Origin of the sequence: Sedimenticola selenatireducens (genome assembly GCF_963675335.2) — a bacterium.
In the GTDB taxonomy this organism is placed as follows: Bacteria; Pseudomonadota; Gammaproteobacteria; order Chromatiales; family Chromatiaceae; genus Sedimenticola; species Sedimenticola selenatireducens.
The window spans coordinates 1,545,526-1,565,937 of the sequence record NZ_CAXXYC010000003.1; the positions used below are offsets into that span (position 1 = coordinate 1,545,526).

The following is a 20,412-nucleotide window of genomic DNA, read 5'->3' on the forward strand; positions in this document are numbered from 1 at the left end:
ACCCTCACCATAATAGAAAAAGGAGCTGGCCCAACAGCCTTTCGATGCCGCTGGGCCAACTCCCGGTCTGTCGTTATTGGTTAGATCAGTCCTGGAGCAGGATTCGCAACATGCGCCGTAGCGGTTCAGCCGCACCCCAGAGTAACTGATCTCCGACGGTAAATGCCGAGAGGTAGTCCTCACCCATGGCCAGTTTACGCAGACGACCCACCGGTACACTCAGCGTGCCGGTCGCCACCGTCGGGGTCAGTTCACGGATGGTACGCTCCCGGTCATTCGGGATCACCTTGACCCAGTCGTTGGCCTCCGCCAGCATGCCCTCGATCTCATCTATCGGCAGATTCCGCTTTAGCTTGATGGTCAGGGCCTGACTGTGGCAACGCATGGCGCCGATGCGCACACAGAGCCCGTCAATCGGCACCGGATTAGCCTCGCGACCCAGGATCTTGTTGGTCTCCGCCCCGCCCTTCCACTCCTCGCGGCTCTGGCCGCTGGGCAACTGGGTATCGATCCAGGGGATCAGGCTACCGGCCAGCGGTACCCCGAAGTTATCGGTGGGAAACGCCTCGCTACGCATGGCGGTGGCCACCTCGCGGTCGATATCCAGGATGGCCGAGGCCGGATCGGCCAGCAGCCCCTGCACCGAGGCGTGTGCCGCCCCCATCTGGCTCAGCAGTTCGCGCATGTTCTTGGCGCCGGCACCGGATGCCGCCTGGTAGGTCATGGCCGTGGCCCACTCCACCTGATCCCGGTTGAACAGGCCACCCAGGGCCATCAGCATCAGGCTGACGGTACAGTTACCGCCAATGAAATCCTTGACGCCAGAGGCCAGGGCATTTCTGATCACATCCATGTTGACCGGATCAAGGATGATTACGCTGCTCTCTTCCATGCGCAGCGCGGACGCCGCATCAATCCAGTAACCATCCCAGCCGGCACCACGCAGATCCTTGTAGACCTGCTTGGTGTAGTCGCCACCCTGGCAGGAGACGATGGCATCCATCGCCTTCAGTTCATCAATGCTGGCGGCATCCTTGAGTGCGGGTATCGGCTTGCCGATATCGGGACCGTCCTGGCCCACCTGCGAGGTAGTGAAGAAGACGGGCTCGTCAATCAGATCGAAGTCCTTCTCCGCAAGCATCCGCTCCATCAGGACCGAGCCCACCATGCCACGCCAGCCGACAAAACCTACCCGTTTCATTGCTATCACCTATATAGATAAAAAAATCGTAAATAAGCCGTTTTTCTAACGGCCTTATGCTGTAGGTTGGGGTGAGCTTGCGAACCCCAACATATGGCATTGAAAAAAACCGCTATCCGTTGGGATTCGCTCCGCTCATCCCAACCTACGCACTTTGCGCCCCGGCGAGAATAATTTGATCTGACTTATCCTGCCCGAAGTGCCGCGACAACCGCGTCGCCCATCGCCTCGGTACCCACCTTCCGGGTGCCCTCGGAGTAGATGTCGGGAGTACGCAGCCCCTGGTCCAGCGTCTTGTTCACTGCCTGCTCAACCCGATCCGCCATGGCATCCTCATCCAGCGAGTAGCGCAGCATCATCGCGACTGAGAGAATGGTTGCCAGAGGATTGGCCACACCCTGACCGGCGATATCCGGTGCGGAACCGTGAATCGGCTCGTACATGCCCTTGCCGTTCTCGTCCAGCGAGGCAGAGGGGAGCATGCCGATAGAGCCGGTCAGCATGGAGGCGCAATCGGATAGAATATCGCCAAACATGTTGGTCGTCACCATCACATCGAACTGTTTCGGTGCGCGCACCAGCTGCATGGCGGCATTGTCCACGTACATGTGTGACAACTCCACCTCGGGATAGTCGGCACCGACCTTGACCGCCACTTCGCGCCACATCTCGGTGCACTCCAGCACGTTGGCCTTGTCCACCGAACAGACCCGCTTGTTGCGTTTCATGGCAATATCCATGGCCACGCGGACAATGCGATCAACCTCTGATTCTTTATAAATCAGTGTGTTAAAGCCTTCTTTTTCACCATTTTCTAGAACACGCACACCCCTGGGTTGACCAAAGTAGATGCCGCCGGTCAGCTCACGCACGATCATAATATCCAGCCCGGAGACCACTTCAGGACGCAAGGTGGAGGCATCCGCCAGTTGCGGATAAAGAATGGCCGGTCGCAGATTGGCGAACAGTCCCAGCTCCTTGCGGATACCCAGCAGGCCCTTCTCCGGCCGTACCGAGATATCCAGCGGCTCCCACTTGGGGCCACCCACGGCGCCGAGCAGCACGGCGTCTGCTTCCCTGGCCAGATTCAGAGTCGCCTCGGGCAGCGGGTGTCCAGCCGCGTCGTAGGCGGTACCGCCGATCAGCGCCTCATCCATCTCGATATCCAGACCGTAGTCGTCGCGCAGGCAGGCCAGCACCTTGACTGCCTCGGTGACGATCTCCTGCCCAATGCCGTCACCCGGCAGTACCAGAATATTTTTGCTCATTCTCTAACCTTCAATTCATTCTCAATGATTTATTAAAATAACCGCAAAGTACGCCACGTGCGCAAAGCTTAAAGCCTATTCACCATGCGCTTAATGCCGTCTTTCATGTGCTTCACATTGAAGTTCAAACGTCACTTGCAACCTCTTCAATTTCTTTCAAACACCTCCCTGTGTTTGCCTTAGCGCACTTGGCGCGCTTAGCGGTTTATCAAGTAAAGACCCAGGGCGCCTTGGCCCGGCGCTGCTGCTCGAACGCGGCGATCTCGTCACTGTGCCGCAGGGTGAGTCCGATATCATCCAATCCCTCCAGCAGACACTGCTTGCGGAATTCGTCCACCTCGAAGCCGATCACCTCGCCATCTGCCAAGGTGAGAGTCTGGGCCTGCAAATCCACGCTGATCTGCAGCGCCTGATCACCAGCTGCCTTGGCGAACAGGCCATCGATCTGCGCTCCACTCAGGCGGATCGGCAGGATACCGTTCTTGAAGCAGTTGTTGAAAAAGATATCGGCGAAGCTGGGGGCGAGGATCACCTTGAAGCCGTAATCCGCCAGTGCCCAGGGGGCGTGTTCGCGCGAGGAACCACAGCCGAAGTTGTCCCGTGCCAGCAGTATCTGCGAACCGGCATAGCGCGCATCATTGAGCACGAACGAATCGTTCAACGGCCGGTTGCTGCAGTCCATATCCGGCTCGCCGTGATCCAGGTAGCGCCACTCATCAAACAGGTAGGGACCAAAGCCGGTGCGCTTGATCGATTTCAGAAACTGCTTGGGAATAATGGCGTCGGTATCCACATTGGAGCGATCCAGCGGGGCCACCACACCAGCAAAGGTTTTAAAAGCTTCCATCAGAGCCCCCTCACATCAACAAAATGACCCATCACGGCGGCAGCCGCCGCCATCGCCGGACTCACCAGATGGGTGCGCCCACCCTGCCCCTGGCGGCCTTCGAAGTTACGGTTCGAGGTGGAGGCACAGCGCTCGCCCGGTTTCAGCCGGTCGGCATTCATCGCCAGGCACATGGAGCAGCCGGGCTCGCGCCACTCAAATCCGGCCTCGATAAATATCTTGTCCAGGCCTTCCGCTTCCGCCTGCTGCTTCACCAGACCGGTGCCCGGCACCACCAGCGCCTGCACGATATTGGGCGCCACCTTGCGACCCTTGGCGACGGCGGCGGCGGCCCGCAGGTCCTCGATGCGGCCATTGGTGCAGGATCCGATAAACACATGATCCGGACGAATCTCCACTAGCGGCGTACCCGCCTCAAGCCCCATGTACTGCAGGGCACGGCGCATGCCGTCCGCCCTGGTGGGATCCTTCTCCTGATCCGGATCGGGCACGATACCGTTGACCGGCAACACCATCTCAGGCGAAGTTCCCCAGGTTATCTGAGGCTGGATATCTGCGGCATCGATACGCACAACGGCATCAAACTCGGCCCCTTCGTCCGATTGCAGGCCACGCCAGACCGCCTCGGCCTGATCCCACTGCTCACCTTTCGGGGCATAGGGGCGGCCCTTGAGATAGTTAATGGTGGTGTCATCCACTGCCACCAGTCCGGCCCGGGCGCCTGCCTCGATTGCCATGTTGCAGACCGTCAGACGTCCTTCCATGGTGAGATTGCGAATGGCCTCACCACCGAATTCGATCACATAGCCGGTGCCGCCTGCGGTACCCAGCACACCGATAATTTTCAGCACGATATCCTTGGCGGTGACCCCGGGGCCGACCTCACCGTCCACACTCACCAGCATGGACTTGGATTTTTTCTGGATCAGGGTCTGGGTGGCCAACACATGCTCCACCTCCGAGGTACCAATACCGAACGCCAGCGCGCCGAAGGCGCCGTGAGTGGCGGTATGGGAATCACCACACACGACGGTCATACCGGGCAGGATCAGCGCCTGTTCGGCACCCATCACATGCACCACGCCCTGACGCACATCGGACATGCCGAATTCGGTAATACCGAACTCTTCGCAGTTGCGATCCAGGGTCTCCACCTGCAGGCGAGCGATCGGGTCATCGATGCCATCGGCCCGGCCCAGGGTCGGCACGTTGTGATCGGGGGTTGCAATGGTGGCACTGGTGCGCCAGGGCTTGCGCCCGGCGATCCGCAGACCCTCGAAGGCCTGGGGTGAGGTCACCTCGTGCACCAGTTGCCGGTCTATATATAAGAGCGTGGTGCCGTCCGCGTCGGTTCGTACCACATGCTCCTGCCAAATCTTGTCGTAGAGTGTTTTTGCGCTCATCGTTCCGCCACCTTTGAATGGAGCAGAAAGCATAAACCTCGACTAAATATAAAACAAATTCATCTTTTTTATGTTTATAATTCTTTGCGGGAATACTGTATTCTTCGGGCTGGGGGCGGAAACCGTGAGGCGAATCCGCGAACCCCAACGGATTAGATCTAACCGCGAAGAACGCCAAGTACGCAAAGAGATACAATGGTTTATCTTCATCTTCGGCCCAACCCGGCAGCTGGAAGTTCTCGAGAATACAAGCCGTTGTTTTCCTTCGCGCTCTTTGCGTTCTTCGCGGTTGAAATATAGCCCGCAAGTCGGGGTGAGCCTGCGAACCTCAACCCACTGGCTAACGGGAACAAAGACTTCACATGGACATCAATGCATTGAAAGCCTTCCTGGCGGTGGCAGAGACCGCCTCCTTCTCGGTCGCCGCCGAACAGCTACACCTGACCCAGCCGGCAGTCAGCAAACGGGTCGCTTCCCTGGAAGAGGAACTGAACACCCGTCTGTTCGATCGCATCAGCCGCAGGATCAGCCTTACCGAAGCGGGCCGGCAACTGCTCCCCCGGGCTCAGCGGATGATCTACGAACTGGAGGATATCCGTCGCAGCATCTCCAACCTGAATGGCGAGGTAAACGGCAGGCTGACCATGGGCACCAGTCACCATATCGGGTTGCGACGTCTGCCGCCGGCACTCAAACGTTATAGCCGAAACTATCCGGAGGTACAGCTGGATATCCGCTTCATGGATTCAGAAACCGCCTGCAGCGCCGTACTGCAGGGGGATCTGGAGCTGGCGATTGTCACCCTGCCCACCGAGCCGATCGCCAACCTGACCACCCGGCCAATATGGCACGATCCGTTATTGTTTGTGGTATCGACAGAACATCCGCTGGCCAGCTGCCGCCGGGTCTCACTGGCCGATCTGGTCAGTTACCAGGCGGTGCTGGTGGCCAAGGGCACCTATACACAGCGTATTCTGGAACGGGCCCTGCAACCATTGGGGCTGAGCCTGAAAATCGGCATGGCCACCAACTATTTCGAAACCCTTAAGATGATGGTCTCCATCGGGCTCGGCTGGAGCCTGTTGCCGGAGACCATGACCCATGCCCCGGATCTGAAGGTACTGGATATCTCGGAACTGCAGTTGAGTCGCACCCTGGGGGCCGTCACCCACACCAACCGTTCCCTATCCAATGCGGCCCAGGCAATGGTCGACGCCTGCCTGGAGGATGCAGCCCTTTCCTGACTCCGGGGTTTGGTCGGTCTTGCGGGAGGCGCGCAACCTGCGGACTATTGGTACAAGATCCGTTGGCGCCCACGGGGCGCCCCATGCCTATGGACTTCAGGCCGCCTCACCCGATCGGGCTGTTCTTGGTACACCAGACCGCCGCCTCCAGGCGGGTGCGCAGGTTGAGTTTTTTCAGCAGATGCTTCACGTGCACCTTGATCGTGCCCTCTGCAATATCCAACTCGCGGGCGATCTGTTTGTTGCTCATGCCGGTGGCTATCAGGTCCAGAATTTCCTCTTCTCGCCGGGTCAGGCCCGCTTCTCCGGGAGTTCTGGGGCGCGCATCTTCGCGCAGCGCCCGGGCCAGCAGTTCAGTCAGGCTATCGGTGATCGCCAGTCTGCCGGACGCGGCAATCTGTATATGCTCCAGAACACTCTCCGGTTCCATATCCTTCAACAGGTAGCCGTCCGCCCCCAGGCGCAGTGCGGCGGTGACATCACTCTCGTTATCGGAGACGGTCAACATCACCACATAGCTCTCCAGATCCGTCTGCTTCAGTGCCTTGAGGGTCTCCAGACCATCCATCCCTTTCATATTAAGATCCAGCAGGATCAGTTCCGGCTTCAGTTCCTGCGCCCTGGACAAGCCCTCCTCCCCGGATGAGGCCTCAGCAACAAGGTGTAGACCCGGATCCATTCCGATCAGATCGGCCAGCCCTTTCCTGAACAGCGGATGATCATCAATAATCATGATGGAAATCGGCGTTTGTTTGCTCATATCTCTAGGGAATCCACTTTATCAACGATTGCCTCGTGGCCTTTTTTCGCGGCCATGAATTCAAATGCCACCCGGGTGCCGCACCCCGGCAGAGGCTCGATAGTCAATATGCCGTTAAGGCTCCTGACCCTCTCATCCATAATAGCCAGACCGTAGTGACGGGAACGCTCGGGCGAGGCCGGTATACCACGCCCGTTATCCACCACGGAGACTCTGATCGGTTCATCCTCCCCACCCGTCAGTGTCACCTGCGCCGACGTTGCACCGGAGTGGCGGATCACGTTGGAGAGTGCCTCCCGTATCACCTGCAGCACATGGATCTCCTGATTTTCACTCAACTGCAGACCCTGCAGATTACAGTCCAGCCGGATATCAATTTCACTACGCCCCTTGAACTCATCAACCGTATCTTCCAGGGCCTGCAACAGCCCTCGGCCATCCACCTTCAGTCGGAAGGTGGTCAGCAGCTCCCGCAGCTGGCGGTAGGCGCTGCTCAACCCCTCTCGAATCTCCTGAACCACGCCCTGGATAGCCTGCGTGTCGCTGGATTGCTTGATCGCCATATCCAGGCGACTGACCTGAATCTTCAGATAGGAGAGCGACTGGGCCAGGGAGTCATGCAGCTCACGGGCGATCACCCCCCGCTCCTCATAAAGTGCCAGGCGTCTGTTATAGGTGGTGCGGTAGGCCACACTGATAGCCGCACCGATGTGATCCGCCACCGCCTCCAGCAACTGCTTCTGCCACACCTTCAGCAGCGTGCCCTCCGGGATGGCAATAAACAGGATACCATGCTGCTCATCCTGATCCCGTATCGGTATCGACAGCACCCGCCGCAGGGTCTGATCTGACTCCCGCCACTCCTTGATCTCGGTCCCCTGCTGGTTCATGCAGGAGAGGCACTCATCCTGGCTGCAGACCGTGGCTCCGGAAAGATTGCTGGAGGCCAGGGTAAACACCTCACCACCCATCGATTTTGCCAGACAGATGTTGCCCGGCCCAAACCCGACCACTTTCTCGATATCCTTGAGCAGCTCCTCATACATCCGGGGTGAGATGTGGGTATCACTTAGACGACGGGTGGTCTTGTAAAGCAGCTCCAGAGAGCGATTGCTGCGCTCCAGATCAGCAGTCTTTTCCCGTACCCGCTTCTCCAGGTCGGCATACATTTTTGAAAGGTCATCCGCCATGCCATTAAACGCGCTGCCCAATTGGCCCAGTTCATCATTCTGCTCATGCTTGACCCGTACCGTAAAATCACCATGGCGGGCAAGCTGGGCAAATCGCAGCAGATCACGCAACGGCGGCAATACCACCGCCTGCACCAGATACATGGTGTAAAACACCGCCGCCAGAGTCAGAAACAGGGAGTTGAGTTGAATGGCCCTGAGCCAACGGATATTCGACTCGGTTCCCTCTTCCAGCAGCCGTACCAGAATATCGATGTCACCTACAAAACGGTCGACAATGGAGACATAGCGCGAGCGTATATTCTGCTGGGTCGCCACCCAGAGAGGATCACCCACCTCATGGGGTGGCAGCAATCCAGTTTTGTCGGGTGCCATCAGACCCACATAAACGGTTAAAACCGGCTTTATTTTTTTGTGCCACTGCTGATTGATCCGATTGTAGGCCCGGGTCAGCTTATGCTCCGGATCTGCCGGGATGATACCTATCAGGCGCGGACTGCGCAGCCGATCCTCAAACTCCTGCACCAGCTGATTGGTCAACTTCCAGTACGTTTCGGGATTGATATCGGACTTGTAAACCAGCCGGGTGGCTATGCGATAGGACTGCATGCGCAGGCTGCCTGCCTGATTGACCGCCGCCGCATGCCCCTGGGTTTTTTCCTCAATAAAGATTGATCCCAGCATGGTCAAAAAACCGAGCAGGATGATGAATCCCATGGAGATTCCCATGCGCAGGACAATCGAATTTTTATACCGCTGGGCCATATTGCGATCTTATCCTGTTCAGGTGTGGTAGGAGCAAGGTATTTAGCAGTACCCCCTTAAACTTCACAGGCTTAATACCACCCTCAAAGCAACCCCCTTGTTAGAAAACTTTTCCTTCATTTACATACACTTTCCTTATCTACCCCCTATACCTCTTTAGTGGTATGCAGGGCATCTGACCAGTATCCCACCCCACTTCCACAACCATTTCATGGGTATAGACTGCACCCACACTCCGACGAGTGGGCTGTTTCTTCTCAATAATTTGTAATTACAGGTATTGAAAAATATGGCGAGTCAGCAGAGAAAAGCAATATCCGTACTGAGCATGAATACCATCGCCTTTACGGCCTGCTTCGCAGTCTGGGTGATGTTCTCCATCATCGGCATCCCTATCAAGCAACTGCTCACACTGAACGACACCCAGTTCGGACTGCTGATCGCCACGCCCATCCTGACCGGCTCCCTGGTGCGTCTACCCGTCGGCATGCTCACCGATAAGTTTGGCGGACGCATTGTCTACTTCGTGCTGATGTGCGCCATGCTGATTCCGCTCTGGTTCATCGGGGACGCCACGCAATACTGGCAATTCCTGGTACTGGGCCTGTTTGTCGGTATCGCCGGCGCCTCCTTCTCCGTGGGCATCGCCTACACCGCGCGCTGGTTCCCCAAGGAGAAGCAGGGCTTCGCCATGGGTATATTCGGTGCGGGTAATGCCGGCGCGGCATTGACCAAGTTCGTCGCCCCTACCCTGGTGGTTACCTATGGCTGGACCATGGTACCCAAGGTCTATGCCGTTGGCATGGCGGTGGTGGTGATCCTGTTCTGGATGTTCACCTACGAAGATCCCGAGCACAAGGTCTCCAAGACTATCACCATCAAGGACCAGTTGGCCGCATTGAAAGATCCCAGGGTATGGAAATACTGCCAGTACTACTCATTGGTGTTCGGCGGATTTGTCGGTCTCTCATTGTGGATGACCAAGTATTACATCAATGAATACGGCTTCGACCTGACTACTGCCGCCCTGCTGGCCGCCATTTTTGTACTCCCCTCTGGTGTCATCCGCGCCCTCGGTGGCTGGTTTTCCGACAAGTACGGCGCCTACAAGGTGACCTGGTGGGTGATGTGGATCTCCTGGGTATGCCTGTTCTTCATGTCCTATCCGCAGACTGCCGTCACCGTCAAGACCATCAATGGCCCGGTTACCCTGGATATTGGACTGAATGTCTGGGTCTTTACCGTGCTGCTGTTCATCGTCGGTATCGCCTGGGGCTTTGGCAAGGCGTCTGTATTCAAGTTTCTGTCCGACGAGTATCCCGACAACATTGGCGTTATCTCCGGCATCGTCGGCCTGGCAGGCGGCATGGGCGGCTTCCTGCTGCCAATCATGTTTGGCGCCATGAAGGATATCACCGGCGTCAACTCCACCGTCTTCATGCTGCTCTACGGCGCCACCTGCGTCTCCCTGATCTGGATGCACTACACCTTCGCCAGGGAGCACCAGGAGCACGACATGGAAATTGCCAAGGAGCATGCCGTGGATGAATACGTGAAGTCGCACGAAAACCCCGAAGAGTACGCCGCCGCCAAGGCTGCAGTTGAACAGGCGCATCTGCTGGAAGAGCTGATCACCAAGTACACGGAATCGAAAGAGAAGGCAAAACTGGAAGCCAATGATATGCGACTGCGTCAGTTGAAGGCGGCCGCCGTGGACACCCTTGAATAAACAACAGCACTGAAAATAACGATTAGTAGTAACAATCTTATATAGAGAGGCAATTATGTCTGATTTACAAAAATGGGATGTGGAAAACGCCCAGTTCTGGGAGTCGGAGGGCAAGCGGATCGCCAATCGCAACCTCTGGATCTCGATCCCCAGCCTGCTGTGTGGCTTCGCCATCTGGCTCTACTGGGGCATCATCACGGTCCAGATGCTCAACCTGGGTTTTCCGTTCGCCAAATCCGAGCTGTTTACCCTGGCCGCCATCGCCGGCCTGACCGGCGCCACGCTGCGTATTCCCAGCAGCTTCTTCATCCGTATCGCGGGTGGGCGCAACACCATCTTTTTCACCACCGCCCTGCTGATGCTGCCGGCCATCGGTACCGGTATCGCGCTGCAGGACAAGACCACGCCGATCTGGGTTTTCCAGGCACTGGCCTTCCTGTCCGGCTTTGGTGGCGGCAACTTTGCCTCATCCATGTCCAACATCAGCTTTTTCTTTCCCAAGCGTCAGCAGGGTCTGGCACTGGGTCTGAATGCGGGTCTGGGCAACGCTGGCGTTACCACCATGCAGATCCTGGTACCGCTGGTGATGACCTTCGGCATCTTCGGTGGTGAACCGATGATCCTGGAGAACACCTCCGGCACCCTGATCGGCAAGATCCCGGCCGGCACCGAAAGCTATATCCATAACGCCGGCTACGTCTGGTTGCTGCTGCTGATACCACTGGCCTTTGCCGGCTGGTTCGGCATGAACAACATCCGCACCGATGACGTCTCTCCCCACATCGGCTCCCCCATCGGCGCCATGTCCAAGATCGCCGGCATGCTGCTGATCGGCTTTATCACCGCCGCTATCGGTCTCTACATCATCCTGCCGGCACCGACCGGGCTGGGTGCGCCGGGTTGGGCCAAGTGGCCAGTGATCGCTGGCATCCTGTTCGGCACCGTGATGCTGATGAAGATGATCCCCGGTGACATCAAGCCGAACCTGCAGCGTCAGTTCAAGATCTTCAGCAACAAGCACACCTGGATCATGAGCGTCATCTACACCATGACCTTCGGCAGCTTCATCGGCTATTCCGCCGGTTTCGCCCTGGCCATCAAGGTGGTGTTCGGTTACCAGCATCTGATGGTCGACGGCGTACTGACTCACAACACGGTCAACGCCAACGGCCCCTCGGCCCTGATGTACGCCTGGATGGGCCCCTTCATCGGTGCCCTGATCCGCCCGGTCGGCGGCTGGATCGCCGATAAGGTGGGTGGTGCCAAGGTGACCCAGATCGTCTCCATCATCATGATCGGCAGCGCCCTGGGTGTCGCCTACTACCTGCAGGCTGCCTATGCATCGGCTACACCGGAAGAGTTCTTTGTGCCCTTCCTGATCCTGTTCCTGATCCTGTTTGCCGCCACCGGCATCGGTAACGGCTCCACCTTCCGCACCATCGCCATGGTGTTTAACAAGGAGCAGGCAGGGCCCGCACTGGGATGGACCTCCGCGGTAGCCGCCTATGGCGCTTTCATTATCCCTCAGGTGTTCGGTGAACAGATCAAGGCTGCCACGCCCGAGTACGCCCTCTACGGTTTCGCCATCTTCTACGTGGTCTGCCTGATCATCAACTGGTGGTATTACCTGGGCCCGAAGCGGGAGTACGACAACCCCTGATCGATCGCGTTGATCAACCGAGTAAAAAGGGTCTGGAGCAGGCCCGCCCATCCACACGTGCTTTGCTCATGCGGATACTTACCCCCCAATCAGGGCCTGCTCCTACTTAATACTGTTTTAGTTAATAGCACGTTAAAAAACATGCTTAGAGGAGATACACAATGAGCCACTTTCTTGACCGCCTGAGGTTTTTCAAGAAGGTCCAGGGGACCTTCTCCAAAGGCCACGGTATAGTGACTAACGAAGATCGCCAGTGGGAGGATACCTATCGTAACCGCTGGCGCCATGACAAGGTGGTTCGCTCCACCCATGGCGTGAACTGTACCGGTGGTTGCTCCTGGAAAATCTATGTCAAGAATGGTCTGGTTGCCTATGAAATGCAGCAGACTGATTACCCGGAGACCCGGCCAGACCTGCCCAACCACGAACCCCGTGGCTGTCAGCGTGGCGCCTCCTTCTCCTGGTACCTGTACAGCCCGCACCGGATCAAGTATCCGCTGGTGCGCGGCCGTCTGATCGACCTTTATCGCAGCGAGCGCAAAAGCGGCAAGGACCCGGTGGAAGCCTGGGAAGCGATCCAGCAAGATCCCGCCAAGCGCAAGAGCTACACCGCCGTGCGCGGCCTGGGCGGTTTCGTCCGTTCCAACTGGGAAGAGCTGACCGAGATCATCGCCGCGGCCAACGTCTACACCATCAAGAAATGGGGACCGGACCGTATCTACGGCTTCTCCCCCATTCCCGCCATGTCCATGATCAGCTATGCGGCCGGCTCCCGCTACCTGTCGCTGATCGGCGGCGCCTGCGGCTCCTTCTATGACTGGTACTGTGACCTGCCCGCCGCCTCCCCGCAGGTTTGGGGCGAGCAGACCGACGTGCCGGAAGCGGCCGACTGGTACAACTCCAAGTACATCATCATCTGCGGCGCCAACCTGCCGATGACCCGTACTCCGGACGCCCACTTCGCCATCGAGTCCCGTTACAACGGCACCAAGGTGGTCTCCATGGCGCCGGACTACGCCGAGTTTTGTGAAGTTCGCCGACCTCTGGATGCCGGTCAAGCAGGGCACCGACTCCGCCGCCTTCATGGCCATGGGCCACGTGGCGCTGAACGAGTTCCACATCAAGAAGCAGGACCCCTACTTCTCCGAGTACGTCCGCACCTACACCGACATGCCGATGCAGGTGATGCTGCGCAAGGATGGTGACCGTTATGTCTCCGGCCGCTTCCTGCGCGCCACTGACTTCGACAAGAACCTGGGTGAGTCCAACAACCCCGAGTGGAAGACCGTGGTGTATGACGAGGTCAGCAAGGCCTTTGTGGTGCCTAACGGCTCTGTCGGATTCCGCTGGGGCGAGGAAGGCAAATGGAACCTGTTGCCGAAGAACGCCGCCAACCAGGCCGATATCGAGGCCGAACTGACCTGTATCGACAGCCGCGATGACGTGGTCAGCGTCGCCTTCCCCCACTTCAACCCGGGCGAGGACGACACCCTGCTGCGCAACATCCCGGTACGCAAGCTGAAGCTGGCATCGGGTGAGGAGGTCTTCGTCACCTCCGTGTTCGACCTGATGGTCTCCCAGTACGGCATCGACCGCGGCCTGGGCGACAACCTGGCCACCTCCTACGAGGATGAGAGCGTCGCTTACACCCCGGCCTGGGGCTCCAAGGTGACCGGCATCAAGACCGCAGACCTGATCCGCACCGGACGTGAGTTTGCCGAGAACGCCTCCAAGACCCGCGGCAAATCCATGGTGATCATGGGCGCCGCCATCAATCACTGGTACCACAACGACCTGGGCTACCGTTCGATCATGAACATCCTGCACATGTGCGGCTGTGTCGGTCAGTCCGGTGGCGGCTGGGCGCACTACGTGGGCCAGGAGAAGCTGCGTCCGCAGGCCGGTTGGGCACCGATCGCATTCGCCCTCGACTGGCACCGTCCGCCGCGTCACATGAACAGCACCACCTACTGGTATTTCCACACTGACCAGTGGCGCTATGAGAAGGTCGAGGCCGATAACATCCTCGGCTCCACCGCCACCGCCAAGTATCGCGGCTACCAGATCGCCGACTACAACGTAGTCTCCCAGCGTCTTGGCTGGCTGCCGTCGGCGCCGCACTTCAACAAGAACCCGCTGGATATCGTCAAGGCGGCGGAAGCGGCCGGTGCCACCGACGAGGCAGGCATCTCCCAGTACATGGCCGAGCAGCTGAAGAGCGGCGAGATGGCCTTCTCCATCGAGGATATCGATGCGGAAGAGAACCATCCACGTAACCTGTTCGTCTGGCGCGCCAACCTGATCGGCTGTTCCGCAAAGGGGCACGAGTACTTCCTCAAGCATCTGCTGGGCGCCCAGAACGGCGTCATGCAGGAGGGCACCGAAGGCGCCAACTGCAAGGAGATCAAGTGGCGTGAAAAGGCGCCGATCGGCAAGCTGGACCTGATGGTGGATATCAACTTCCGCCTCAACTCCACCGGCGCCTATTCGGACATCATCCTGCCGACCGCCACCTGGTACGAGAAGGCCGACCTGAACACCACCGACATGCACCCGTTTGTGCATCCGCTGGGCAAGGCGGTGGATCCGGCGTTCGAGTCCAAGTCCGACTGGCAGATCTTCATGCGCGTTGCCAAGAAGTTCTCCGAGATCGCCGAGAAGCATCTGGGCACCGTGAAGGATGTGGTCTCGCTGCCGATGCAGCACGACTCCCCAATGGCCCTGGCCCAGCCCTATGGCGAGGTCAAGGACTGGAAACGCGGCGAGTGTGACCTGATCCCGGGCAAGACCGCCCCGCTGTTCAAGGTGGTGGAGCGCGATTACGCCAACACTTACAAGAAGTACACCTCGGTCGGCCCGCTGATGAACAAGCTGGGCAACAACATCAAGGGGCTGGACTGGAATACCGATCTCGAAATCGACCAGTTGAAAACCCACAACGGCGTCATTACCGAGGAAGGTATCTCCAAGGGATTGCCCTCACTGCTGGAAGATGTGCAGGTGTGCGACACCGTACTGATGATGGCACCCGAGACCAATGGTGAAGTGGCCCATAAATCCTGGTCCGCTCTCTCCAAGAAGACCGGCATCAACCACAGTCACCTGTATGAAGGCCGTCATGAGGAGAAGATCCGTTACCATGACATCGTGGCGCAACCGCGCAAGATCATTACCGCACCCACCTGGTCCGGCATTGAGTCTGAAGAGGTGAGCTACAACGCCTGTTACACCAACGTCCACGAGCACATTCCGTTCCGTACCCTGACCGGACGTGCATCGTTCTACCTCGATCACGAGTGGATGCTGGACTTCGGTGAAGGTCTCTGCTGCTACCGTCCGCCACAGGACCTGGGTGCACACAAGAACCTGCCGAAAGAGCTGGCGAAAAAGCTGGAAGGCAAGAAGACCCTGACCCTGAACTGGATCACCCCGCACTCCAAGTGGGGCATCCACTCCTCCTATCAGGATAACCTGCGCATGCTGACCCTGTTCCGCGGCGGCCCCTACTTCTGGGTCAACGAGGAGGAGGCCCAGAGCATCGGCCTGAAGGACAACGACTGGGTCGAGGCGGTCAACGCCAACGGTGCCACCGTGGCCCGTGTAGTGGTCAGCCAGCGTGTACCCAAGGGCATGGCCCTGATGTACCACGCCCAGGAGAAGAACGTGAACGTACCGGGTTCCAACACCACCGGTAAGCGCGGCGGCATTCTCAACAGCGTGACCAAGGTGGTGATGAAGCCGACCAACATGATCGGCGGTTACGCCCAGCTCTCCTACTCCTTCAACTACTACGGAACCGTGGGCAGCCAGCGTGACGAGAACGTCATCGTGCACAAAATCGAAGATGCCGATGTGAACTGGCTGGAAGGTGATCTGACACCGGAACGCGAGGCTCAACTGAATCCGGAAGGAATCAACAACTGAGCCTGTGAATCGCAATGTGCGGGGTGATAACACCCCGCACCCGGTGAAAAGCATATTGAGGAATACTAAAGATGAATATACGTGCACAAATCGCAATGGTCCTGAACCTGGACAAGTGCATCGGTTGCCACACCTGTTCTGTCACCTGCAAGAACATCTGGACCAACCGCAAGGGTGTCGAGTACGCCTGGTTCAACAACGTGGAGTCCAAGCCCGGTATCGGTTTCCCCAAAGAGTGGGAAAACCAGGAGAAGTGGAAAGGCGGCTGGAAGAAAGAGAACGGTCAACTGGAGCTGAAGGCCGGCGGCCGCATCAGCAAGCTGCTGAACATTTTCGCCAACCCGGACATGCCGGAGATCGACGACTACTACGAGCCGTTCGACTACGACTACCCCAAGCTGCAGAACAAGCCCCTCTCCGAGGCGGCCCCAACTGCCCGTCCGCTGTCCCAGATCACCGGTGAGCGCATGGAGAAGATCCAGTGGGGACCCAACTGGGAAGATGACCTGGCCGGCGAGTTCGAAAGCCGCTCGGTGGATCAGAACTTCAAGGGTATCCAGAAGCAGATCTACAAGGAGTTCGAGAAGACCTTCCATATGTATCTGCCCAGGCTGTGTAACCACTGCCTGAATCCGGCTTGCGTGGCCAGTTGTCCTTCCGGGGCAATCTACAAGCGCGATGAGGACGGTGCGGTACTGATCGACCAGGACCGCTGCCGCGGCTGGCGTATGTGTGTCAGCGCCTGTCCCTACAAGAAGATCTACTTCAACTGGGAGTCCGGCAAATCCGAGAAGTGTATCCTCTGCTACCCGCGTATCGAGTCCGGCATGCCGACCGCCTGCGCGGAATCCTGTGTTGGTCGTATTCGCTACATGGGCGTGGTGCTGTACGACGCAGACAAGATCAGTGACGCCGCTGCTGTTGCGGGCGACAAGGATCTGTACAAATCACAGATGGATATCTTCCTCGACCCGAATGATCCGGAAGTGATCCGTCAGGCACAGGAACAGGGTATCCCTGACACCTGGCTGGACGCGGCCAAGCGTTCACCGGTTTACAAGATGGCTATCGATTGGAAGATTGCGTTCCCGCTGCATCCGGAATACCGCACCCTGCCGATGATGTGGTACGTGCCGCCGCTGTCGCCGGTACAGAGCCAGATCGACCAGGGCACCCTGCCGACCGAGGCCGATGGCTGCATTCCCAAGGCCGAGGCGCTGCGCTTCCCGGTTCAGTACCTTGCCAACCTGCTTACCGCCGGTGACGAGAAGCCGATCATCAGCGCGCTGAACCGCCTGCTGGCAATGCGCAGCAACCAGCGCTCCAAGAATGTGGACGGCACCACCAACACGGCCGCGCTGGAGGCCGCCGGTCTGACCGAGGCGCAGTCCGACGAGATGTACCAGATGCTCGGCATTGCCAACTACAATGACCGATTCGTGATCCCGACCGCCAACGAGGCGCTGGCACAGGAAGATCCCTACGCCTTCCAGGGGCAGAACGGCTTCAGTGCGGGCAATATCAGTTCTCAGGGCAGCGACGCCGGCCAGGGCTTCTCCCTGTTCCCTGCTTCCCGTAAACGTACCTATACCCCGCAGGATATCCAGCCGCGGAAAAAAGATACGGTTTAACAGGAGACTATAACGATGCTTATCTACAACATCATGGCCCGGTTGCTCGACTATCCGGACGACGAGTTGATGCAGAACCTGCCCGGGATCATCGACGCCATCAATCAGGATGACGCCATTGGTCCACAGGAAAAGGAAGATCTGCTCAATCTTGTCTCCTGGATGAACATGCATGACCTGACCGGTCTGCAGAGCCAGTATGTCCAGACCTTCGACATGGTTCCGGAGCACGACCTGCACCTCACCCATCACCTGTTTGGTGATGACCGGGGTCGTGGCCCTGCCCTGATCGACCTGTCGGAGTACTACAAGGCGAGTGGCCTGGAGGTTGAGGGCAAAGAGATCCCCGACTTCCTGCCGCTGATCCTGGAATATGTTTCCACCCTGGACGATCTGCAGGCGCGGGTTTTCCTGGGCGACGCCGCCAAGGTACTGAAAGTGATTGGCGACAACCTGGAAAAGGCCGAGAGCCCCTACGCGCGGATTCTTCGCATTGTTGAAAACCGTGGACATCTGGCCCAAGCAGCCTGAGGAGAGATTTGAATGACACTGCATAACTTCTTTTTTGGGGCCTACCCCTACCTGGCCGGTACCATCTTCCTGCTCGGAAGCTGGCTCCGTTTCGATCGTGAACAGTACACCTGGAAAGCCGATTCCAGCCAGCTGTTGAGCGGTAAAAGCATGCGCCTTGCCAGCAACCTGTTCCACGTGGGCATACTGGCGGTGTTTTTCGGCCACCTGGTCGGCATGCTGACCCCGCACAGCTGGTTCCTGGCACTGGGTATCTCGGATACCGCACACCAGTACATTGCCATCTATGCGGGCCTGGTCTTCGGCAGCCTCTGTCTGATTGGAGCCACCATGCTACTGTTGCGTCGCCTGAACGAGCCACGGGTCCGCGCGGTCAGCCGTACTCGCGACACTTTCATCATCGGCTGGCTGCTGGCCACCGTGGCCCTGGGTCTGAGCACCACCGTGGTCTCCTTTGATCACGCATCCCATGGCGATGCCAGCACCATGATCGCCCTGACCGAGTGGGTGAAGAGCGTGGCCACACTGAGTGTCGATCCCAGCCTGATCCAGAACGTAAACTTCATTTTCAAGCTGCACATATTCTTCGGCATGACCGTGTTCCTGCTGTTCCCGTTCACTCGCCTGGTACATGTCTGGAGCGTGCCGTTGAGCTATATCAGCCGCCCCTACCAGATCGTGCGGGTGAAAATGATCAAAATGAACTAAGTGTTGGGAAAGTGTCGATTCTAAGTTACGCTTACCGACTCAAGAGAGTGCGATGAAACGCATCGAAGAGTAGGCACCTGCGGGCTCCACGGCAGGTGGAAACAGACATGAGAAGTACCCGGAGGGGAGCAAGATTGCTCCCCTCTTTTTCGGAGGTTAACAGATGAAAACGAACCCTTTTGCCATACGTATTGATTATGTCACTGTGGGTGATGAGCAGATCGCCACCGATCAGGAAGGCTATATCCAGGACATGGATGAGTGGTCGGAAGGCTTTGCCGTGGCTCTGGCGGAAAAAGAGCACCTGACGCTGACAGATGAGCACTGGGAAGTGATTAATTTCATCCGCGACTATTATCACCAGCACCATGTGCAGGCGCAGGTACGCGACATGATAAAGCACTTCAAGAAGAGCTGGGGCAGCGAGCGGGGCAATACCCGCTACCTGCACGATATTTTCCCCATGGGGGGACCGCAGAAGCAGGGCAACCGGCTGGCCGGTATCCGCAAGACCAAGGGCGAACACTGAACACCGCCCAATATCCCCGGGTAATCAAGCTGGAAATATGCCAGAATCGGCCGGTTCGTCTTCCAGAATTGCCAAGAGTCCAATATCCATGGGTAAAAGAGAGTTTCCGATTGTTGCGGTGACCGGCTCATCCGGTGCCGGTACCAGTACCGTCAGGGATGCCTTCAGCCATATCTTCTATCGTGAAGGTATTCAGTCGCTGATGATCGAGGGTGACTCCTATCACCGCTACACCCGTAGCGAAATGAAAAAAGCCACCAAGCTGGCCAAGCAGCAGGGACGGAATCTGAGCCATTTCAGCCCCGAGGCCAACCTGCTGGACGAACTGGCACTGATGTTCAAGAACTACAAGGCGACCGGACAGGGCAAGATCCGCCACTACCTGCACAACGAAGAAGAAGCTCTGCAGTGGGATATGAAGCCGGGTACCTTCACGCCCTGGGAAGAGACCCGGGAAGAGACCGACCTGCTGCTCTATGAAGGGCTCCACGGCGGCATGCCGGAAGTACGCCGCTATGTGGACCTGCTGATTGGCGTGGTGCCGATTATCAACCTGGAGTGGATCCAGAAAATCCAGCGCGACAATGAAGCCCGTGGCTATGACACGGAAACCACTGTCGAGGCGATCAAGCGCCGCATGGATGACTACGTGGAGCATATCACGCCCCAGTTTTCCCACACCGACATAAACTTTCAGCGTATTCCCACGGTGGACACTTCCAATCCCTTCATCTCCAGGGAGGTGCCAACCGCTGATGAGAGCCTGGTGGTGATCCGGGTCAAGAAACGCATCATCAAGAAATACAATATCGACCTGGTCTACATGAAGCACATGATCGAGAACTCCTTCATCTCCCGCCGCAACACCCTGGTGATCCCCGGCACCAAGATGACCTTTGCCATGGAGGTGTTGCTGACACCGATTATCGAAGACCTGGTGAAGAACTCCAAGAACGCACATCGGGTAAAGAAAAAGAAAAAAAGCACCCGGCACGATGACTGACCCGCTGTTTGTCCACAAC

The 20,412-nt window shown here is 57.9% G+C and carries 15 protein-coding genes and 1 pseudogene; 10 read left to right on the top strand and 6 right to left on the bottom strand.

What is annotated here, in order from left to right:
* Window positions 1-85: 85 nt before the first annotated feature.
* From asd to leuC, 4 genes are all read right to left on the bottom strand, one after another.
* Window positions 86-1,201: an aspartate-semialdehyde dehydrogenase gene (asd, locus tag ACHZBF_RS10840; RefSeq protein WP_321528412.1), complete on the bottom strand. Its 1,116-nt coding sequence runs from the start codon at window positions 1,199-1,201 to the stop codon at window positions 86-88.
* A 185-nt stretch (window positions 1,202-1,386) separates the two neighbouring features.
* Window positions 1,387-2,469, bottom strand: coding sequence for a 3-isopropylmalate dehydrogenase (leuB, locus tag ACHZBF_RS10845; protein ID WP_029132623.1), 1,083 nt, complete (start codon window positions 2,467-2,469; stop codon window positions 1,387-1,389).
* Between the two features lie 208 nt (window positions 2,470-2,677).
* Window positions 2,678-3,316: a 3-isopropylmalate dehydratase small subunit gene (gene leuD / locus ACHZBF_RS10850; RefSeq protein ID WP_029132621.1), complete on the bottom strand. Its 639-nt coding sequence runs from the start codon at window positions 3,314-3,316 to the stop codon at window positions 2,678-2,680.
* Window positions 3,316-4,719, bottom strand: coding sequence for a 3-isopropylmalate dehydratase large subunit (gene leuC, locus ACHZBF_RS10855; RefSeq protein ID WP_029132620.1), 1,404 nt, complete (start codon window positions 4,717-4,719; stop codon window positions 3,316-3,318). The genes leuD and leuC overlap by 1 nt, the downstream gene beginning before the upstream one ends.
* A gap of 362 nt (window positions 4,720-5,081) precedes the next feature.
* Here leuC and ACHZBF_RS10860 point away from each other — a divergent pair, with 362 nt between their 5' ends.
* A complete protein-coding gene (locus ACHZBF_RS10860; protein ID WP_321528413.1) occupies window positions 5,082-5,963 on the top strand; it encodes a LysR family transcriptional regulator in 882 nt (293 codons plus the stop codon).
* Window positions 5,964-6,069: 106 nt separating this feature from the next.
* On the opposite strand, the gene narL is transcribed toward ACHZBF_RS10860, so the two are convergent.
* Window positions 6,070-6,723, bottom strand: coding sequence for a two-component system response regulator NarL (gene narL, locus ACHZBF_RS10865; RefSeq protein WP_321528414.1), 654 nt, complete (start codon window positions 6,721-6,723; stop codon window positions 6,070-6,072).
* Window positions 6,720-8,678: a histidine kinase gene (locus ACHZBF_RS10870; protein WP_321528415.1), complete on the bottom strand. Its 1,959-nt coding sequence runs from the start codon at window positions 8,676-8,678 to the stop codon at window positions 6,720-6,722. Before ACHZBF_RS10870 ends, narL begins: the two co-directional genes overlap by 4 nt.
* Before the next feature lie 289 nt (window positions 8,679-8,967).
* On the opposite strand from ACHZBF_RS10870, the gene ACHZBF_RS10875 reads away from it, so the two are divergent.
* From ACHZBF_RS10875 to ACHZBF_RS10915, 9 genes and pseudogenes are all read left to right on the top strand, one after another.
* Window positions 8,968-10,407: an MFS transporter gene (locus tag ACHZBF_RS10875; protein ID WP_084609827.1), complete on the top strand. Its 1,440-nt coding sequence runs from the start codon at window positions 8,968-8,970 to the stop codon at window positions 10,405-10,407.
* A gap of 55 nt (window positions 10,408-10,462) precedes the next feature.
* Window positions 10,463-12,067 carry an MFS transporter gene (locus ACHZBF_RS10880; RefSeq protein WP_029132617.1) on the top strand — a complete coding sequence of 535 codons (1,605 nt, stop codon included), beginning with the start codon at window positions 10,463-10,465 and terminating at the stop codon, window positions 12,065-12,067.
* Between the two features lie 161 nt (window positions 12,068-12,228).
* A pseudogene (locus ACHZBF_RS10885) lies at window positions 12,229-13,026 on the top strand (molybdopterin-dependent oxidoreductase); the annotation flags it as partial.
* 67 nt (window positions 13,027-13,093) lie between these two features.
* A complete protein-coding gene (locus ACHZBF_RS10890) occupies window positions 13,094-15,991 on the top strand; it encodes a nitrate reductase subunit alpha (RefSeq protein WP_335342967.1) in 2,898 nt (965 codons plus the stop codon).
* A gap of 71 nt (window positions 15,992-16,062) precedes the next feature.
* On the top strand, window positions 16,063-17,622 hold the full coding sequence (narH, locus tag ACHZBF_RS10895; RefSeq protein WP_029132615.1) for a nitrate reductase subunit beta: 1,560 nt from the start codon (window positions 16,063-16,065) through the stop codon (window positions 17,620-17,622).
* Window positions 17,623-17,637: 15 nt separating this feature from the next.
* Entirely contained in the window at window positions 17,638-18,153 is a 516-nt protein-coding gene (narJ, locus tag ACHZBF_RS10900) for a nitrate reductase molybdenum cofactor assembly chaperone (protein ID WP_029132614.1), read from the top strand.
* 12 nt (window positions 18,154-18,165) lie between these two features.
* Complete coding sequence (gene narI, locus ACHZBF_RS10905; RefSeq protein ID WP_029132613.1) at window positions 18,166-18,861, top strand: respiratory nitrate reductase subunit gamma; 696 nt, start codon at window positions 18,166-18,168, stop codon at window positions 18,859-18,861.
* A gap of 163 nt (window positions 18,862-19,024) precedes the next feature.
* A complete protein-coding gene (locus ACHZBF_RS10910) occupies window positions 19,025-19,390 on the top strand; it encodes a TusE/DsrC/DsvC family sulfur relay protein (RefSeq protein WP_029132612.1) in 366 nt (121 codons plus the stop codon).
* A gap of 88 nt (window positions 19,391-19,478) precedes the next feature.
* Window positions 19,479-20,393: a phosphoribulokinase gene (locus ACHZBF_RS10915; RefSeq protein ID WP_273437283.1), complete on the top strand. Its 915-nt coding sequence runs from the start codon at window positions 19,479-19,481 to the stop codon at window positions 20,391-20,393.
* Window positions 20,394-20,412 lie beyond the last annotated feature (19 nt).